Annotated in this window: 14 protein-coding genes; 6 read left to right on the top strand and 8 right to left on the bottom strand. The window is 65.1% G+C overall.

The genetic code is table 11. The annotated features are described in order from the left end of the window. Positions 1 to 34: 34 nt before the first annotated feature. From OU994_RS10015 to OU994_RS10000, 4 genes are all read right to left on the bottom strand, one after another. Positions 35 to 1,462 carry an OmpP1/FadL family transporter gene (locus tag OU994_RS10015; protein ID WP_281610622.1) on the bottom strand — a complete coding sequence of 476 codons (1,428 nt, stop codon included), beginning with the start codon at positions 1,460 to 1,462 and terminating at the stop codon, positions 35 to 37. 401 nt (positions 1,463 to 1,863) lie between these two features. Beyond that, on the bottom strand, positions 1,864 to 5,085 hold the full coding sequence (locus OU994_RS10010; RefSeq protein ID WP_281610621.1) for an efflux RND transporter permease subunit: 3,222 nt from the start codon (positions 5,083 to 5,085) through the stop codon (positions 1,864 to 1,866). A gap of 21 nt (positions 5,086 to 5,106) precedes the next feature. Next, positions 5,107 to 6,252, bottom strand: coding sequence for an efflux RND transporter periplasmic adaptor subunit (locus OU994_RS10005; RefSeq protein WP_281610620.1), 1,146 nt, complete (start codon positions 6,250 to 6,252; stop codon positions 5,107 to 5,109). Between the two features lie 377 nt (positions 6,253 to 6,629). Further along, positions 6,630 to 7,052, bottom strand: a complete 423-nt coding sequence (locus OU994_RS10000; RefSeq protein ID WP_131147033.1) for a divergent PAP2 family protein — start codon at positions 7,050 to 7,052, stop codon at positions 6,630 to 6,632. Between the two features lie 206 nt (positions 7,053 to 7,258). Here OU994_RS10000 and OU994_RS09995 point away from each other — a divergent pair, with 206 nt between their 5' ends. Both OU994_RS09995 and OU994_RS09990 read left to right on the top strand, forming a co-directional pair. Next, complete coding sequence (locus OU994_RS09995; protein ID WP_131147034.1) at positions 7,259 to 8,302, top strand: DUF475 domain-containing protein; 1,044 nt, start codon at positions 7,259 to 7,261, stop codon at positions 8,300 to 8,302. Between the two features lie 32 nt (positions 8,303 to 8,334). Beyond that, a complete protein-coding gene (locus tag OU994_RS09990) occupies positions 8,335 to 8,709 on the top strand; it encodes a hypothetical protein (RefSeq protein WP_281610619.1) in 375 nt (124 codons plus the stop codon). Positions 8,710 to 8,935: 226 nt separating this feature from the next. On the opposite strand, the gene OU994_RS09985 is transcribed toward OU994_RS09990, so the two are convergent. Together OU994_RS09985 and OU994_RS09980 are read right to left on the bottom strand one after the other, a co-directional pair. After that, positions 8,936 to 11,125 carry a hypothetical protein gene (locus tag OU994_RS09985; protein ID WP_281610618.1) on the bottom strand — a complete coding sequence of 730 codons (2,190 nt, stop codon included), beginning with the start codon at positions 11,123 to 11,125 and terminating at the stop codon, positions 8,936 to 8,938. A gap of 115 nt (positions 11,126 to 11,240) precedes the next feature. Further along, a complete protein-coding gene (locus OU994_RS09980; protein ID WP_281610617.1) occupies positions 11,241 to 12,230 on the bottom strand; it encodes a serine/threonine protein kinase in 990 nt (329 codons plus the stop codon). A gap of 80 nt (positions 12,231 to 12,310) precedes the next feature. On the opposite strand from OU994_RS09980, the gene OU994_RS09975 reads away from it, so the two are divergent. Then, on the top strand, positions 12,311 to 13,006 hold the full coding sequence (locus OU994_RS09975; protein WP_131147038.1) for a UPF0149 family protein: 696 nt from the start codon (positions 12,311 to 12,313) through the stop codon (positions 13,004 to 13,006). A 110-nt stretch (positions 13,007 to 13,116) separates the two neighbouring features. Here OU994_RS09975 and OU994_RS09970 read toward each other — a convergent pair whose 3' ends face one another. Together OU994_RS09970 and orn are read right to left on the bottom strand one after the other, a co-directional pair. Beyond that, positions 13,117 to 14,388, bottom strand: a complete 1,272-nt coding sequence (locus OU994_RS09970; protein WP_281610616.1) for a hypothetical protein — start codon at positions 14,386 to 14,388, stop codon at positions 13,117 to 13,119. A 232-nt stretch (positions 14,389 to 14,620) separates the two neighbouring features. After that, on the bottom strand, positions 14,621 to 15,217 hold the full coding sequence (orn, locus tag OU994_RS09965) for an oligoribonuclease (protein ID WP_131147040.1): 597 nt from the start codon (positions 15,215 to 15,217) through the stop codon (positions 14,621 to 14,623). A 47-nt stretch (positions 15,218 to 15,264) separates the two neighbouring features. On the opposite strand from orn, the gene OU994_RS09960 reads away from it, so the two are divergent. The 3 genes from OU994_RS09960 to rsgA are packed head-to-tail and all read left to right on the top strand — an operon-like array spanning position 15,265 to position 17,764. Then, positions 15,265 to 16,533, top strand: a complete 1,269-nt coding sequence (locus OU994_RS09960) for a M48 family metallopeptidase (protein ID WP_281610615.1) — start codon at positions 15,265 to 15,267, stop codon at positions 16,531 to 16,533. After that, positions 16,530 to 16,871 (top strand): 4a-hydroxytetrahydrobiopterin dehydratase, encoded by a 342-nt coding sequence (locus tag OU994_RS09955; RefSeq protein WP_281610614.1) that lies wholly within the window; start codon positions 16,530 to 16,532, stop codon positions 16,869 to 16,871. The genes OU994_RS09960 and OU994_RS09955 overlap by 4 nt, the downstream gene beginning before the upstream one ends. Further along, positions 16,868 to 17,764 (top strand): ribosome small subunit-dependent GTPase A, encoded by an 897-nt coding sequence (gene rsgA, locus OU994_RS09950; RefSeq protein ID WP_281610613.1) that lies wholly within the window; start codon positions 16,868 to 16,870, stop codon positions 17,762 to 17,764. Before OU994_RS09955 ends, rsgA begins: the two co-directional genes overlap by 4 nt.

Below are 17,764 nucleotides of genomic sequence, written 5' to 3'. Positions count from 1 at the left end.
GGCATTTCCTGCGCATGCCGCCGAGGCGGCGCGATCAGAACTTGTAGTTGTACGCCACGCCCAGCAGGTTCATGTGCGTGTTCCAGCTGCCTTTGGTGGTCTCGCCATTGCCCGTGCAGGCGAGCAGGCCCGGACGGCAATCGTTCGTGTAGTTGCCATTGGCCTGCTTGAAATCGAGGTACGAGTACGCCACGTCGATCGACGAGTTGGCCGACAGCTTCCAGTTGGCGCCGAACGACAGCTGGTTGCGGTCCGAATCGGGCAGCGCGGCGTGGCGCAGCTCGTCGCTGCGCACTGGCGAGTCGTCGTGGGCAATACCGGCGCGCAGCAGCACGCGGTCGTTCAGCTTGTAGTTCGCGCCCAGGGCGACACGCACGGTGTTCTTCCACTGCTGGCGGATCACTTCGTCGCCGTTGTCGGTGCCGAGGAATTCGATGTTGATGTTCTGCATGCGCGAGTGGCGCGTCCAGGTCACGTCGAACACGCCTGCCAGGCGATCGTTGAACTCATGGTAGCCGTTCACCGACAGGGTTTCCGGGGTGCGCAGCTTCACGCGCGCGGCGGAATCCTCATGGTGCGATGCCGCCTCGATGACGCCATTGACGACACGGTCGCTGGTCACGGTGGAGAAATCCCAGTCGGCGCCGCCGCCCAGCTTGTGGTCGATGTGCGAGCGGTAGGCGATGCCGAAGCGGGTGCCCGGCGCCGGCTGGTACAGGTAGCCGACATTGAAGCCGTAGCCCCAGTCCTTGCCCTCGACTTCGGCGCGGCCGTCGCTGATCGAGGCCAGCGCAGCGGGGTTGCCGCCCAGTGCGACGATCTGGCGGACCAGCGCGGCGCCGGTGCCGGCCGCCTGCGATGCCGCCACGGAACCCGGCACGTCGACCATCTGGCCCAGGCTGGCCTTCATGAATTCGGCCGTAATGCCGAAGCCGAGCGAATGGCGCTCGTTGATCTTGAATGCCACCGACGGGTTCAGCGCGATCGCGGTCAGCTTCATGTCCGTCAGCGCGTAGCGGCCGGACCAGTCCCAGTCATACGCCAGGTTGGCGCCGTACGGCACGAACATGCCGAAGCCGGCGGTCCACTGGTCGTTGAGTTTCTGGCTGAAGTACAGCGAGGGCGCCGCCACCGCGGTCGGCGCGTATTCGTCCTGCAGCGCCTGGCCGCCAGTGCTGCGGGTGCCGGCGCGATTGGCAAAGCGGGTCGAGCCGCTGTCCGAGTACGTGGAGTGCGGCACCAGGCCGGTCACGCCGGTCATCAGTTGCCGGCCTTCCAGGCGCGACAGGCCGGCCGGGTTGGCGAAGATGGTGGAAGCGTCAGCCGCCTCGGCACCGTTGGCCTCGGCCGTGCCTTGCGACGACACGCTTTGCGAGCCGAAGCGGTAGCCGGAAGCGCCGGCAGTTACGGACACGGTCGCCAGCGCGGCCGTGATGATCAGGGTCAGGTATTTTTTATCCAAGGTAGTCTCGCTGTCTATTCTTGCCATTCGAATAATTGCTCCCCTCTAACGGCTGGGGCTGCGGGGCGAGCATACTACACCATCAGAAATTTTGATACGAGCGTACGTTTTTCGCACTGCAACATGTGTCAAAACAACTCTCGTAACAATTTGCTTGATCAATCCGCTAGACAATGCGCACTTTTTGGTTTTAATTGCATCGCCAATCTGCAGGTTTTCCACCGCTCAGCTGGTTGCAAAACAACACGGACCATATGGGGAAACCACATGGGGACAGTCCCTCCTGCAGGGACAGTCCCCAGGATTTTTACAACACTCGCGACGTCCCCCCTGCTCCTGCCTGCAGTACCCCAAAAAAAGGGGCCGCGAGTGGCGGCCCCAACGGAGAAAGACGGTAGTGATCAGGCGGCTTCGGCCATCGGCGGCGGCGTCTTGGTGCCGCGGCCGGTGATCTTGTGCACGCCCTTCATGATCAGGCGATAGATGAGCCGCACGAACGTCAGCGCCAGGATGGCTTCGACGAAGGTCATCACGCCGGCGACGGCCACGTTCCAGCGCTCGGCGCGGCGGTTGAACTTGGCGAACATGCGGTCGCGGGTGATCTCGATGCTGTCGTAGAACGTGGGCACCATCAGCAAGGTCAGCACGGTCGACGTGATCGTGCCGCCGATGATCGACACGGCCAGCGGACGGTAGAACTCGCCGCCCTCGCCGTGGCCGATCGCCACCGGCAGCATGCCGGCGATCAGCGCGAACGTCGTCATCAGGATCGGACGCAGGCGCATGCGGCCCGCGTACATCAGCGCATCTTCGCGGCCATAGCCCTCTTCTTCACGCTTGCGCGCCGCATCCAGCAGCAGGATCGCGTTTTTCGCCACCAGCCCCATCAGCATGATCACGCCGATCAGGCTCATCAGGTTGATGGTGCCCTTGGTCAGCAGCAGCGCGACGACCACGCCGATCAGCGACAGCGGCAGCGACAGCATCACCGCCACCGGCGCCGTGAACGAACCGAACTGGATGACCAGGATCAGGTACATCAGGCCGATGCCGGCGACCAGCGCGATCCCCATCTGCGTGAACACTTCCTGCATGTCCTTGCCCGAACCGGCCACGGCCAGGCCGTAACCCGGCGGGAAGTCCATCGACTTCGCCAGCTTCATCGCATCGGCCGTCACCTCGCCCGGCGAGCGGCCCTGCACATTGGCGGACACGGAAATCACCCGCTTGCCATCCTTGTGCTGGATCTTGGCCGGGCCCTTGCCCATCGTGACGGTGGCGATCTGGTCCAGCGGCACCATCTGGTTCGTGCCGGACACGGCGATCGGCAGCCGCTCGATGTTTTCCGCGTTGGTGCGGTCTTCCGGCGCCAGGCGCACGGCCACGTCGCGGGTTTCGCCCGTGGGATCGACCCAGTCGCCCACTTCGATGCCGGCAAAGGCCACGCGCAGCGCGGTGGCGGCGTCGCCGGCACCAATGCCCATCGAGTTCGCCAGGCCGCGGTTCAGTTCGATCTGCAGCTCATCCTTCGGATCCTGCTCGGACAGGCTGACATCGACCGCGCCCGGCACCTTCTTCAGCTCATCCATGAAGCGGCTGGTGATTTCCATCAGCTTGCGCGAATCCTCGCCCATGAACTCGATCTGCACCGGCTTGCGCGCACCGTTGTTCAAGTCTTCCAGCACCGTGTATTCGGCGCCCACCAGTTGCGCAAGCTTCTCACGCAGTTCCGTTGCCACCTCGGTGGCGGAACGGTCGCGCTCCTTCTTCTTGCCGATGTCCACGTAGATGCGGCCGCCCGTCAGGTTCACGTAGGTGCTGGTCGCCTTGGTTTCCTTGATCGAATGCGCCATCTCGGCCGCCTTGACCATCTTCAGCTTCGAGTACTCCAGGCTCGAGGACGACGGCGTGCGCACGTCGATCATGATGGTGCCGAAGTCGGTGGTCGGCAGGAACGAGCCGCCGCCGAATTTCATCTGCAGCCCGATGGCGGCGACGAAGCTGGCCACCGCGATCGCGGCCATCCAGCGCCGGTGATGCAGTGCCCACGCGATCACGTTGCCGTAGCGGTCGGCCTGGTGGTCGAACCAGTGGTTGAAGCGCTGCAGCACCTTCTCGACGCCCTTGCGCGGCGCATCGTGGTGGCCGGGCGGATCGCCCCAGTACGCCGACAGCATCGGGTCCAGCGTGAACGAGATGAGCAGCGAGACGGCGACGGATGCAGTGACCGTCAGCGCGAACGGCCGGAACCATTCGCCCGTGATGCCCGGCATGAACGCCACCGGAATGAACACGGCCATGATCGAGAACGTGGTGGCGGCCACCGCCAGCCCGATCTCGTTGGTGCCGTTGATGGCGGCGGTGCGGCGGTCGGAGCCCATCTGCATGTGGCGCACGATGTTTTCCCGCACCACGATCGCATCGTCGATCAGCACGCCGATGGCCAGCGACAGGCCCAGCAGCGTCATGAAGTTCAGCGTGAAACCGCACAGCCAGACGCCGATGAAGGCGGCGATGACGGACGTAGGCAGCGACAGCGCCGTGATCAGCGTGGAGCGCCAGGAATTGAGGAAGGCGTAGACCACGAAGATGGTCAGCCCGGCACCCAGCACCAGTGCCTCGATAACGTTGTTGAGACTGCTCTGGGCATCCTCGCCCCCGTCGTTGGTGATCTCCAGCGTGGTGCCCTTGGGCAGCGTGGGCTCGATTTCCTTGACCATCGCATGGATCAGCTTGGAGACCGAGACCGTGGAAGCGTCGCGCGAGCGGATGATCGAGATCCCCACGTTGGGCTGGTTGGAACGCATCGACAGGCCGTTGACCTCGGCAAAGGCATCCTCGATCGTCGCGACCTGTCCGAGCCGCACCACTTCGTCGCCATTGCGCCGGACCACGACCTGCTGGAACTCTTCCGGCCGTTCGATGCGGCCGACCAGGCGGATACTCTTTTCGTCCAGCGCGCCGCGCAGCTTGCCGACCGGCGCATTGGTGTTCTGCTTGTCCAGCGCATTGACCACGTCGGTGATCGACACATTGTATTCACGCAGCTTCTCGGCCTTCAGCAGCACCGACAGCTCGCGCCGCAGTGCGCCATCCACGTTGACCGTGGCCACGCCATCGATGCCGCGGAACTTCTCGGCCAGTACGTCCTCGGCCAGGCGCGAGATCTCGGCATGGCTCTGCGCCGTGGACGACAGCGACAGCTGCATGATCGGCTGGGCCGACGTGTCGATGCGCTGCAATATCGGCTCGCGCATCTCCTTCGGCAGCTTGTAGCGCACCGAAGCGATCGCGTTGCGGATATCGTCCGACGCTTCGATCAGGTTACGCTCGAAGGTGAACTTGATGAGGATGGTTGCCGAACCTTCGGCGGCGGTACCGTTGATCTCGGTAACGCCGGTGATGCTCTGCAGCGATTTCTCGATGCGGTTCAGCACTTCCCGCTCGACCGTCTCGGGCGAGGCGCCCGGGTAGGGAATGGCGACGACGATGAACGGAATCTCGACGTCCGGATCCTGGTTGACGCGCAACTTGCTCAGGGCGAGCAGGCCGACGCACATCAGCGTGACGATCAGCACGACCGTCGCGACAGGGCGCTTGATACTGAAATTGGAAAGGAACATGGTGACGTATCCTGGTCAGGCTCAGTTGCCTTTGTTGGCGGCATTGCCGCTGGCGGAGGCAACGTTCTTCGCCGCGGTCATCTGCACGGGCTGGCCGTCCTGCACGGTCGAGCCGGGTGCGCGCAGCACCGTGTCGCCGGCCGCCAGGCCCTTGGTGACTTGCCACTGCCCGGTGCGCTCGTCGCGCGAGCCGATCGCCAGGGTCACCTTGGTCAGCTTGTTATCCTTCACGCGCCACACGTAGCGGTCGTCGCCGGCCTGCACCATTGCCGATTCCGGCACCATCAGCGTATCCGACGTTTCACTCTCGACGCGGCCCTCCGCATACAGGCCGGCCACGCGCGGCTGCGACGTGCCGGCGAAGTCGACCAGCACCTCGACCTGGCGCGTGACAGCGTTTGCAGCGGGATCCACGCGCCGGATCTTGCCCTGGAAATTCTGGCCCGGATAGCCATTGACACGGAACAGCACCGGCTGGCCCACCTTGACGACACCGATCTTGTCGGCCGACACCAGACCTTCGAAGCGCATGCTGTTCGGGTCGATCACCTTGATCAGTTCCTTGCCGATCTGGGCGGTATCGCCGCTCGACACCTTGCGGTCGCTGACGATGCCATCGAACGGCGCGCGCACCAGCGTGCGGTCCAGCTGCTGGCGGGCCTGCACGGCCCGCGCCCTGGCAGCGGCCAGCTCGCTTTGCGCGGTATTCAGGCGCACCTCGGCATCTTCCAGCGCCTGCATCGACGTCATGCCGGAGGCGCGCAGCGTCTTGTTACGCTCCAGCATGCGCTGGGCCTGGTCGACCACCTGCTTGGCGTTGCGAACGCCCTCCTCGCTGGACGACAGGCTGTCGCGAATCGACGTATCGTCCAGCCTGACCAGCAGGTCGCCCTTCTTCACGGGTTCGCCATTCTCCTTGAGGACCTGGAGCACGATGGCCGACACTTCGGCGCGCAGGTCGGCGCGGCGTTCCGGCTGGATCGAGCCGGTAATCACGGGGCCGGAAGCCAGCGCGTTGCTGTGCACGGTCAGCAGATCTTCCGGTGCGACCAGCAGCCTGGCTGTCTTCTTTTCCTCCCCTTTCGCGGCCCCATCGGCACCGGGTGGTTTTCCGCAGGCGACGAGGCTCGTGGCGACGGCGAGAGCGATCAAGGTATTTCGCAACATGAAGATCTCCGAGAGTTTTGGACTGCTGAGCTTATTAAGTACAGCTGATGGACTGCGTTATGTTTTTTGTATGACCGGGAGCGCCGAGTATGTCCAGTGCGGCAGGCAGTGTCAATTCACCCGGGGCCAGACTGCGGGAAAATGTGGCTGGACTGCTGAAAAGCATGGACAGACTGCAGAGACCTTGCCGGACGGCCGGACGACCGGGAAGCCGGACGATATTGCGGCGGACGTCCGGCATTGTCCGCCACGTCATTTCACCCGGTGATTGGCCATGTCCGGACCGGCAGGGATTGGAAGATGCGGGCTTCAGGATGACCTCGGAATCGGACATGAGGCGGGACGGGCAGGACGCCTGGCCGAATCCGCCTGCCCGGTCAGCCCCGGCCGAACAGGGCGTGGACCAGGTGCCCGATGGCGATGCCGGTTGCCAGGCCGCCGCAGATCTCCACCACCGTGTGGCCCATCCGTTCGCGCAGCCACTTGTGATCCGGGCGACCGTCCGCCAGCCGGTTGATCGCGGCGGCTTGCCGGCCCACGTGCTGGCGCAGGCTATTGGCATCGATGATCACGATGAAGCACAGCGTGACCGCCACGCCGAATGCCGGATGGCCGATCCCCTCTCGCAGCGCGATCAGCGTGGCCATGCTGGACACCACGGCACTGTGATTGCTGGGGAAACCACCGTTACCCACCAGATTGAACGCCCATTTGCGGGCGCGGATACTGTTGATCAGGAATTTGATGGGACCAACGGTAATCCAGGTGAGCAGCGGTGTAACGAGATAGGCGATATCCATGAGTGACTTTCGAATTCCTTTTTGGCAATTCTTCATTATCGCAGAAGCTGGCTCCCCGAAGGAAGCGGCTCAAGTAGAATCGCCGGGCATGCTGGTTTATTTCCGCTGCTTTCTTCCGCGCTGTTTTCTTCCACGCAGTTTTCGTTCACGCAGTTTTGGTTCACGCAGTTTCTTCATAACTAATAACTCTTGATGAAGGATGGGGCATGAAGCATTTCAGGATTTCAATCATCGTCACCGTGGCATTAATGATATTGGCCGGCTGGTGGGGCTACAGCCAGCGCGGCATGGCCGGCCTGTTCACGGCGCTGTGGATCACCGGCGTGCTCGGCATCATGGAAGTTTCCCTGTCGTTCGATAACGCGGTGGTCAACGCCTCCGTGCTGAAGGACTGGAACGCGTTCTGGCAAAAGCTGTTCCTCACGGTCGGCATCCTGATCGCCGTGTTCGGCATGCGGCTGGTCTTTCCACTGGCCATCGTGGCCGTGGCCACCGGGCTGGACCTGGTCCAGGTCTGGACCATGGCCACCACCGAGCCGGCCGAGTACTCGCGCCACCTGATGAGCGTGCATGCCGAAGTGGCGGCGTTCGGCGGCGCGTTCCTGCTGCTGGTTTTCCTGAACTTCATCTTCGACGAGGAAAAGGAAGTGCACTGGCTGGACTGGATCGAGAAAGCGGCGGTGAAGATCGGCACGGGCAGCCTGTCGGTACTGCTGGCGCTGCTGGCGATCCTGGTCTGTGTCGAGCTGGTCGAGGAAACCCACCGCTTCGCCGTGCTGTACGCGGGCATCACGGGCATCGCCATCTACCTGGGCGTCAGCTGGCTGTCGGGTCTGCTGGAAGAGAAAGAGCATGAAGGCGAAGGCAACGGCGACCTGGCCAAGGTGGTGCAGCGTGGCAGCATCGGCGGCTTCCTGTACCTGGAAGTGCTGGATGCCTCGTTCAGCTTCGATGGCGTGATCGGCGCCTTCGCCATCACCAGCGACGTCGTCATCATCATGCTGGGGCTGGCGATCGGGGCGATGTACGTGCGTTCGCTGACCGTCTACCTGGTGCACAAGGGCACGCTGGACGAATTCATCTACCTGGAGCATGGTGCCCACTACGCCATCGGCATCCTGGCGGTGATCATGCTGGCCAGCGTGCGGTACCACGTGCCGGAGTGGTTCACCGGGTTGTCCGGCGTGGCCTTCATCGTGGTGTCGCTGTACTCGTCGGTGAAGTACCGTAAACAGATGCGCATGCAGTAAGATCGCAGCATTTCAACCTTGACCAGCCCACCATGATCCAACGCACCCGACGCTCTCCCCTCCTGATCCTCATCGGCATCCTTGTCGTGGCAGCCCTGCTGTTCTGGGGCTGGGCCATGGCCACGCTCAACTTCTCGTATTCCGAGGGCGAGCGCAACGGCTTCCTGCAGAAATTCTCGAAGGTGGGCTGGTTCTGCAAGACCTGGGAAGGCGAAATGCTGCTGACCTCGATGCCGGGCGCGATCCCGGAGAAATTCCACTTCAGCGTGCGCGACGATGCCGTGGCCGCCCAGCTGACGGCCGCCGTCGGCAAGCGCGTCACGCTGAGCTATGAGCAGCACAAGGCCGTGCCGACCACCTGCTTCGGCAATACCGAGTACTTCATCGAGAAGGTGCAGGTGCAGTAAGGAAGTCAACCAACAGGGACAGACCCTGTTTTCCAGGAAACAAAAAAGGCTGCCCAGTTTCTCGGCAGCCTTTTTTACGGATGGTGCCGGCTGGGGCAGGGGCGAGTTGGCGACTGGCTGCTCCTGGAACCGTCGTGCACTCGACCATAGCCACGTTTCCTTGAAAACAGGGTCGTACCTGTTTTCGGGTCCGTCCCTGTTCTTGTCCTGCTTTCGCGCCCCTGTTTCAGGCTTGCAGCTTGCGCTGCACGGCGTTCAGCGAGCGCTGGGCGGCTTCGTAGCGGGCGGTTTCCTGTTCCAGCAGCGCCTGTTTCGCGGCGGCCAGCGCGGCGGTCGTGTCGGCGGCCTTGCGCTGCATCGCGGCGTGGGCCCGGGCCGCTTCGAGCAGCGATTGCTGGTGTGCCGCCTTGTCGCGGGCGGCCGCCGCGGCGGCCGATTCCAGCATTTCCCGTTCGCGCAGCATGGCCGCGGCGGCCAGCTCGGCATCGGCGCGTTCCCGGGCGGTGGTGGCGATCGCGATTTCCGAACCCATCCGGTTTTCGATCGCACGCGCCGTCTCTTCCTCGGCCACGGCGGCGGCGCGCTGTTGCGCCGTCTGCTGCTCCAGCAGCGCCAGCGCGGCTTCCTCACGGGCGATGAATGCGCGTTCCGCCTCGATCTGCGCCTGCACGGCGGCCGCCTTGGCCAGTTCGGCGCGGGCCCGCTCACGGTGCACCTCGGACAGCTCGGCGCCGAGGCGGGCTTGCGCCGCAGCGGCGCGGGCCGCTTCTTCCTTCTGCTGCACTTCCACTTCGCACTGTTCGGCCATCATCGCCAGCGCGGCCGCCTCTTCGCGAACCGCCTCGGCACGGCGCGCTTCCGCGGCGGCATGGCGGGCTGCGGCTTCGGCCTGCTCGCGTTCGGCCGCGGCACGTGCCTCGGCGGCGGCAGTGGCGCGCTCTTCCTCGACCAGCCGCGCCTTCAACGCGGCAATCGCTTCCTGCTCGGCAGCGGCGCGGGCCTGCTCCGCCGCCAGCAGGCGGGCCGCGTCATCGGCCTTCTGGCGCGCCAGTTCGCTGGCGGCATCCAGCGCGGCCGCGTGCTCGGCCAGCGTGGCCACCTCGGCGCTTTCGGCATCGTTCCTTGCCTGCGCCAGCGCGGCGGCGGCACGCGACAGTTCGGCGCGCTCCTCGGCGAGCCGGGCGGCACGCGCCTGCTCTTCCGCTTCGGCGCGGGCGGCCTCGGCGGCGGCCTGTTCGGCCTGCTGGCGCAGCCTTGCCTGGTCCGTGGCGTGGCGCTCGGCCTCGAGCTTGCCGCGCGCATCGAATTCGGCCTGCTGTTCCGCTTCCGCGCGGCCCAGCGCCACGGCATGCAGTTCGCGGTCGGCAGCGATGCGCGCTTCGGTGGCGGCGATGATGCGGGCATCGGCATCGCGGCGCGCTTGCGCCGTGGTGGCGGCCATCGCTTCCAGGCGCTCGCGGTGCTGGGCGGCGTCGCGGATTTCCTTTTCGGTCTGCAGGCGCAGGTGCAGCGACATGGCGGCGCTGCGGTCCGACTCGGCCTTCGCCAGCGCGATCGCTTCGCGTTCCTGTTCCAGGTGGGCCAGGGCCCGGGCCTCTTCGGCGGCATGTACTTCGGCAGCGGCGCGGGCGAACGCCGATTCCAGCGCCACGTGATCGGCACGCTCGCGCTGGCGGGTCGCGTCCAGCGCCTCGGCTTCGGCCTCGGCCAGCTGCTGCGCGGTCTGGCGGGCGGAAAAAGCGTGGCGCTCGCGTTCACGTGCCAGCGTGGCCATGCGCGCATCGGCGGTGGCGATGCCGATCACTTCTTCTTTCGCGGCCTGCACGGCGGCGACGCGCTCGGCGGCTTGCAGGCGCGCGTGCTGCGTGTGCTTTTGCAATTCCTCTGCGGCCTGGTTGGCCTGTTCGGCCAGGTGCGCCTCCGCCTCCATCTGCTCGGCGGCGCGGCGGCGCGATTCCTCTTCGGCACGGGCGCGCACCTCGGCGGCCTGGCGGATCTGGTTGTCCGCTTCCACGCGGGCACGCAGTTCGGCTGTTTCCTGCTTGACGGCTTCCAGCTTGGCCACGCTGGCCTGGGCCGCGGCACGCAGGCTTTCCAGCCGCTCGCGGTTGGCGGCGATCACATCCTCGGCAGCCTGGGCATTCTGCAGCGCGACGGCGGCCGCGGCGGTATCCATCGCGGCCCGGTCCTCGGCCAGTGAGCGGGCTCGGGCCTCGGCATGGGCCCGGCTCTCCGCGGCGCACGCGGCCTTGGCTTCCGCTTCCACCCGCGCGATCGCCTGCTGGATGGCGCGCATTTCCGCGTCGGCACGGTCCGGCTTGACTACGCTGGCCGCTTCGGCCGGTTCGGCCAGGTCGTGGTCGGCGTCATCGGCGGAGTAGGCGACGTGCAGGGTGTGGGCCAATTGTGCTTGCATGACAGTCTCGCTCGAGGGTTACGGGATTTCCGAGCTGTCATTATCCCGGCCGTTCAGCCACGGCCAGGGCTGGAGCAGAGCGGGTTTTCCCCGCCAATTCGCCGCTTGCCGCGGCTCAGACCGGCCACAGCGGCGGTTCGTCCATCAGCGCCACCTGCTCGCGCAATTCCAGGATCCGGTCTTGCCAGTAGCGTTGCGTGTTAAACCAGGGGAATGCCGCGGGAAATGCCGGGTCGTCCCAGCGGCGCGCCAGCCAGGCGGCGTAATGCATCAGCCGCAGCGTGCGCAGGGCTTCGACCAGGTACAGCTGGCGCGGATCGAATTCGGCGAAATCCTCGTAGCCGGCCAGGATGTCGGACAATTGCCGCACCATCTCCGGCCGCTCGCCGGACAGCATCATCCAGAGGTCCTGCACCGCCGGCCCCATGCGGGCGTCGTCGAAATCGACGAAGTGCGGCCCGGCGTCCGTCCACAGCACGTTGCCGCCATGGCAATCGCCGTGCAGGCGCAGCTGCGGAACGCTGCCGGCCCGCTCGTAACAGCGATGGATGCCGTCCAGCGCCTGGGCGGCAACGCTGCGGTAAGCATCCACCAGTTCCGCAGGCAGGAAATCATTGGCCAGCAGGTAATCGCGCGAGGCGATACCGAACGTGTCGATGTCCAGCGCGGGCCGCTCGGCGAACGGCCGGATCGCGCCCACGGCATGGATGCGGCCGATGAAGCGGCCGGTCCATTCCAGCACACCGGGATCGGACAGCTCGGGCGCCCTGCCCCCATGCCGCTCGAAGACGGCGAAGCGGAACCCGCCGAAGCCGTGCAGCGTGCGGCCATCGATCGCCAGCGGCGGCACCACGGGAATTTCCTGCCCGTGCAACTCGGCCAGGAAAGCGTGTTCCTCGAGGATCGCGGCGTCGCTCCAGCGCCCCGGCCGATAGAATTTGACGACGACGGGCTTGCCATCCTCGATGCCCACCTGGTAAACCCGGTTTTCGTAGCTGTTCAGCGCCAGCAGGCGGCCGTCGCCGTACAGCCCGACGGCGGCCAGCGCATCGAGCACGCAGTCGGGGCCGAGGGCGGCAAATGGATGTGTGGATGCAGTGGTCATGCCGCCATTGTACGGCGGCGCGCCTCGCCACGGCGCGGCGACCAGCGTATACTGTCGGATTACCTTTGAAAGAAACCACCATGCAACTCGACCAGCCCCTCTCCGAAAAAGAACTCGACGACCTGGACCAGTTCCTGCTGGGCGAGCGCACTCCGGAAGATGCGATGACGCTCGACCACCTGCACGGCTACATGACCGCCATCGCGATCGGCCCGGAAACCATCATGCCGTCCGAGTGGATCCCGCGTATCTGGGGCGACGACGGCAAGCAGGCGCCGAAATACAAGAACGAGAAGGAAGCGGACCGCATCTTCAACCTGATCATGCGCTTCTATAACGAAGTGACGATCACGTTCGAGGTGGCGCCGAAGGAATTCGAGCCCCTGTTCGTCGAATACGAGGAAGACGGCAAGCCGCTGATGAATGCCGAAGCGTGGTGCTGGGGCTTCTGGGAAGGCATGGAGCTGCGCCCCGGCTCGTGGGACGAGATCTGGGATTCCGAGATCGGTGACCTGATGCGCCCGATCTACCTGCTGGGCGCCGACGAGATCGAGGAAGAGGAATTGCCCGAGGTGGAAGATCCGCTGAAGGCGCACAAGCTGGCGCTGGAGATCGAGGCGAACCTGCCGGCGATCCACAAGTTCTGGATCCCGCGCCGCAAGGCGCCGGTGACCACCGTCAAGCGCGAAGACCCGAAGGTGGGCCGCAACGACGACTGCCCTTGCGGCAGCGGCAAGAAATACAAGAAGTGCTGCGGCGCCACGCCGGACGCCTGACAACAGCGAACGCCCGGCCGGTACTGTCCGCGCGCGGCGATTGCGCCGCGGTAGCGTGCGGTCAACCCGGTGCGTGATCAACCCGGTGCGTGGTCAACCCCGATGCTTGGTCAACCCGTCATGACACTGGTACTGCGGCGCAGCAGGAAGCGGTGCTTGCCGTTGGCCTGCACGATATACGGCTGGTTGAACACGCAGCGGATGTCGCCGAACACCAGCGACGCGGCGATGCGGTCCCGGTAAGGCCTGGCCATCGCCGCCTGCTCGGCCCCGCTCAGGGGAACCGTGTGCAGGTTCAGCACCAGCGTCTCGTCGTCGTACACGACCTGGAAGGAATGGACGCGGCGATCCTCGCGCAGCAGGAACATGAAGAACTGGTAGTGCATCGGATTGCCGGCCGCGTCGACCAGGAAATCGTACTGCCGCCCCAGCACTTCCTCGATCAGCGGAAAACCGCGGCCGCAACGGCATGCCCGGCCGGACATGCGGACCAGGTCGCCGGTGTCGTGCCGCGGCAGGTACATGGCCTGGTTGGACAGGTCGGTGGACACCAGGCGCCCGTCGCCCAGCACTTCGGCGTGGCAGCGCGGCGAGATCAGGTGGTAACCCTGCCGCGCTTCGCACTCGAACGCGGAAACGCCGGCATCGTTGCAGCCATACTGGCCGAAGCACGGCACGCCGAACGCCCGTTCGATGTCGTTCCGCATCCGTTCGGTCAGCGTTTCGGCCGTGCAGACGATGCCGCGCAGCGACGTGCGCGCCCCGCCCCTTCGCTGCAGCACGTGGATCGCCAGCCGGTGGATCGCCGAGGAATAGCCATACAGCAAACGGTATCCGCGCTGCCGCAACGCCAGCGCGTAGTCGTCCATGCGTGCGCTGGACATGTCGAAGGCCGACATGATCTCCACCCGCATCAGCCGGTAGAATGCGCCCAGTTGCCAGCCCTGGCGGAACAGCGCGGAACCGGCCAGGTACACCACCTTCTCGCCCAGCCGGAACCCCGCCGTTTCCCAGGCGAGGAACAGGCCGGCCCACAGGTAGGACTGCGATGGCGTGCCGGTGTAATAGACCGTCGGCTCGCCGGTGGAACCACTGGTTTTCTTGCGCAGTACCCGGCCCCGGTACTGCCGGTTGCGCAAGGCTTCGTGGTGGGTGTTGATAAAGCGCTTGTCGATGACCGGCAAGTCATCGAAGTGCCTGGCGTCGCGGAACAGGGGAATGTCGCGGCGCAGCGCGGCGAAGTATTCGGCGCGGCGCGCTTCGGCGCCGGCCAGCAGCCGGCTGGCCGGCCAGTATTGCTGCTCGCGCAAATCGTCCAGCAGGTCCAGCGCGGCAGTGCCGCGCAGCGCATCGATCAGGCGATAGCGGAACGGACGGTTCATCGCAGCTCCATGTCGTGGTCATCAGGACATGGTAGTGCCGCGCTGGCGGGCACTCCGGCCGTTCGCCGGCATGCTTGAGCTGACTCAACGCAACGTGGCGCACGGCAATCGTCGCGCGCCGCCACGGCGGTGATATGGCGTCCGGTGCGGTACGTCGGGAACGCACCGCTCCGGCTTCACGGCCGGCGCCCTGCAGCTTGCGCCCTACAGCTTGCGCACTACAGCTTGCGCATTACAGCTTAATGAAGTGCTCGCGGTAGTACTTCAATTCCTCGATCGACTCGAGGATGTCGGCCAGCGCGGTATGCTTCTGCGCTTTCTTGAAGCCGGACACCACTTCCGGCTTCCAGCGACGGCACAGTTCCTTCAGGGTCGACACGTCCACGTTCCGGTAGTGGAAGAAGGCTTCCAGCTTCGGCATGTAGCGCACCATGAAGCGGCGGTCCTGGCCGATGGTGTTGCCGCACATTGGCGATTTGCCGTTCGGCACCCACTGCTTCATGAAGGCGATGAATTCCGCCTCGGCCTGTTCTTCCGAGATCGTGGAAGCCTTGACGCGGTCGATCAGTCCGGAGCGGCCATGCGTGCCCTTGTTCCAGGAATCCATCGCATCGAGCGTGGCGTCGGACTGGTGGATCGCCAGCACGGGCCCTTCGGCCAGCACGTTCAGGTGCATGTCGGTGACCACCATCGCCACTTCGATGATGCGGTCGGTATCGGGCTCCAGGCCCGTCATTTCCATGTCGACCCAGACCAGGTTCATCTCGTTGGGACGCTGCTGCTGGGGGGCGACCGGAGTGGTAACGGAAGTATCGTTCGCTTGTGACATAATTCTCTCTTGGCCAGACTAAACCGCCATTTTCTCACAGGCACAGAATGTATTCACACGCGTTTTCAATGTTGTTTGTCGCCTTTTTGCTGCTCACGCTGGCCGTCCGCTTCTGGCTGGCGTCGCGCCAGCTGCGGCACGTACTGGCCAATCGCGGCGCCGTGCCCGCCGAATTCGCCGCCACGATTCCGCTCGCCGCGCACCAGAAAGCGGCCGACTACACAGTGGCGCGCACCAAGTTCGGCATCGTCACCATGTTCATCAATGCCGCCGTGCTGGTGGGGTTCACCCTGCTGGGCGGCCTGCAATGGCTGTCGGTGCAGGTGTTCGGCCTGACCGGCGGCGGCATGGCTTACCAGATCGGCCTGCTGGTGGCATTCGCCGCGATCTCCGGGCTGATCGACGTGCCGATCGACTGGTACCGCCAGTTCCGCCTCGAGGAACGCTTCGGCTTCAACAAGATGACGCCCGGCCTGTTCCTGGCGGACATGCTCAAGGGCCTGGGGCTGGCCGCCGTGCTCGGCCTGCCGCTGGCGTGGATCGTGCTCGAACTGATGGCCAGCGCCGGCGACCTGTGGTGGCTGTACACCTGGCTGGTCTGGAGCGGTTTCCAGCTGCTGATGATGGTGCTGTTCCCCACCGTGATCGCGCCGCTGTTCAACAAGTTCACGCCGCTGGCCGACGAGACGCTCAAGGCGCGCATCGAAGGGCTGATGCGGCGCGTGGGCTTCGCCTCCAAGGGCCTGTTCGTGATGGATGGCTCGAAGCGCAGCGCGCACGGCAACGCCTACTTCTCCGGCTTCGGCGCGGCCAAGCGCATCGTGTTCTTCGATACGCTGCTGGCGCGCCTGGCGCCGCAGGAAATCGAGGCGGTGCTGGCCCATGAACTGGGCCACTTCAAGCTGAAGCACATCGTCAAGCGCATCGGGCTGATGTTCGCGCTGTCGCTGGCGTTCCTGGCGCTGCTGGGATGGCTGAAAAACCAGGTTTGGTTCTATACGGGCCTGGGCGTGTCGCCGCTGATCGCTCCCGGCCAGGGCAACGATGCGCTGGCGCTGATCCTGTTCATGCTGGCCTTGCCGGTGTTTACCTTCCTGTTCGGCCCCCTGGCTTCGCTCAGCTCGCGCAAGCACGAGTTCGAGGCCGATGCATTCGCCGCGCAGCACACCGATGCGCGCGACCTCGTGTCGGCACTGGTCAAGATGTACGAGGACAACGCATCGACCCTGACGCCGGACCCGCTGCATTCGGCCTTCTACGATTCGCACCCGCCGGCATCGGTGCGCATCCAGCACCTGAATTCGGCCGCCGCATGATCACGCACGCCGACCAGTTGCGCACGCTGCGCTGCGCCCACGCCACCGACCAGCTGGACGGGGCCGAGGCGGCACGCCTGCTGTCCCTGCTCGACGGCTGGGCCATCGATGCCGGCCGCCTGACGCGGGCCTACGGCTTCAAGGATTACTACCAGACGATGGCGTTCGTGAATGCCATCGCCTACATCGCCCACTGCGAAGACCATCACCCGGAACTGGTGGTGGGCTACAAGAATTGCGTGGTGCGCTTCGATACCCATTCCGTGAAAGGACTTTCCCTGAACGATTTCATCTGCGCCGCCAAGGCGGACCTGCTGGTACGGGTGGCCGGCCCATGAAGAAGGCACAGCGCACCGGCATCGTCATCGCGGCGCATGGCCGCCACTACCTGGCCGAATCGGAAGGCACGCGGCTGCAATGCGTCACGCGCGGCAAGAAGACCAACGTGGCGGTGGGCGACATCGTCGACCTCACGCTCACCTCCCCCGACCAGGCCGTCATCGACAGGATCCAGGAGCGCAAGACGCTGCTGTACCGCTCCGACCAGTACAAGTCGAAGCTGCTGGCGGCCAATGTAACGCAGCTGTTCATCGTGGTCGCCACCGAACCGGGCTACACCGACGACCTGGTGTCGCGCGCCCTGGTCGCGTCGGAAGCGGCCGGCATCGCCGCGCGGCTGATCCTGAACAAGGTGGATGTCACGGAAAACCTGGAACGCACCCGCGCCCGGCTCGAGATGTACACCGCCATGGGCTATCCGGTCCACGAGGTCTCGGCCAAGGGCCGGCCGCAGGAAACCATCGACGAACTGGCGCCGCTGCTGGGCGACCAGTCGACGATCCTGATCGGCCAGTCCGGCATGGGCAAGTCTTCCCTGATCAACCTGCTCGTGCCGGGCGCCGATATCGCCACCCGCGAAATCTCGGCGGCGCTCGATACCGGCAAGCACACCACCACGTTCACGCGCCTGTACCACCTGGACAGCCATGCGACGGTGATCGATTCCCCCGGCTTCCAGGAATTCGGCCTGTACCACCTTTCCGAAGGGATGCTGGAGCGGGCCTTCCGCGACTTCCAGCCTTACCTGGGCGGCTGCAAGTTCTACAACTGCCGGCACCTGATCGAACCGCAGTGCGGCGTGCTGGATGCTGTACGGGCCGGCAAGATCGCCAAGATGCGGCATGAGCTGTACGGGCAGCTGCTGCACGAATCGGCGCAGACACTCTACTGA

Origin of the sequence: Pseudoduganella sp. SL102, from assembly GCF_027856995.1 — a bacterium.
In the GTDB taxonomy this organism is placed as follows: domain Bacteria; phylum Pseudomonadota; class Gammaproteobacteria; order Burkholderiales; family Burkholderiaceae_D; genus Rugamonas; species Rugamonas albidiflava.
The sequence above is the reverse complement of the archived record's forward strand: the minus strand, read 5'-3'. Positions and strand labels throughout refer to the sequence as shown.

Bases quoted from the DNA above. Each gene is read 5' to 3' on its own strand.
- OU994_RS10010 (WP_281610621.1), bottom strand. From the start codon at position 5,085: ATGTTCCTTTCCAATTTCAGTATCAAGCGCCCTGTCGCGACGGTCGTG.
- OU994_RS10005 (WP_281610620.1), bottom strand. From the start codon at position 6,252: ATGTTGCGAAATACCTTGATCGCTCTCGCCGTCGCCACGAGCCTCGTC.
- OU994_RS10000 (WP_131147033.1), bottom strand. From the start codon at position 7,052: ATGGATATCGCCTATCTCGTTACACCGCTGCTCACCTGGATTACCGTT.
- OU994_RS09995 (WP_131147034.1), top strand. From the start codon at position 7,259: ATGAAGCATTTCAGGATTTCAATCATCGTCACCGTGGCATTAATGATA.
- OU994_RS09990 (WP_281610619.1), top strand. From the start codon at position 8,335: ATGATCCAACGCACCCGACGCTCTCCCCTCCTGATCCTCATCGGCATC.
- OU994_RS09985 (WP_281610618.1), bottom strand. From the start codon at position 11,125: ATGCAAGCACAATTGGCCCACACCCTGCACGTCGCCTACTCCGCCGAT.
- OU994_RS09980 (WP_281610617.1), bottom strand. From the start codon at position 12,230: ATGACCACTGCATCCACACATCCATTTGCCGCCCTCGGCCCCGACTGC.
- OU994_RS09975 (WP_131147038.1), top strand. From the start codon at position 12,311: ATGCAACTCGACCAGCCCCTCTCCGAAAAAGAACTCGACGACCTGGAC.
- OU994_RS09970 (WP_281610616.1), bottom strand. From the start codon at position 14,388: ATGAACCGTCCGTTCCGCTATCGCCTGATCGATGCGCTGCGCGGCACT.
- orn (WP_131147040.1), bottom strand. From the start codon at position 15,217: ATGTCACAAGCGAACGATACTTCCGTTACCACTCCGGTCGCCCCCCAG.
- OU994_RS09960 (WP_281610615.1), top strand. From the start codon at position 15,265: ATGTATTCACACGCGTTTTCAATGTTGTTTGTCGCCTTTTTGCTGCTC.
- OU994_RS09955 (WP_281610614.1), top strand. From the start codon at position 16,530: ATGATCACGCACGCCGACCAGTTGCGCACGCTGCGCTGCGCCCACGCC.
- rsgA (WP_281610613.1), top strand. From the start codon at position 16,868: ATGAAGAAGGCACAGCGCACCGGCATCGTCATCGCGGCGCATGGCCGC.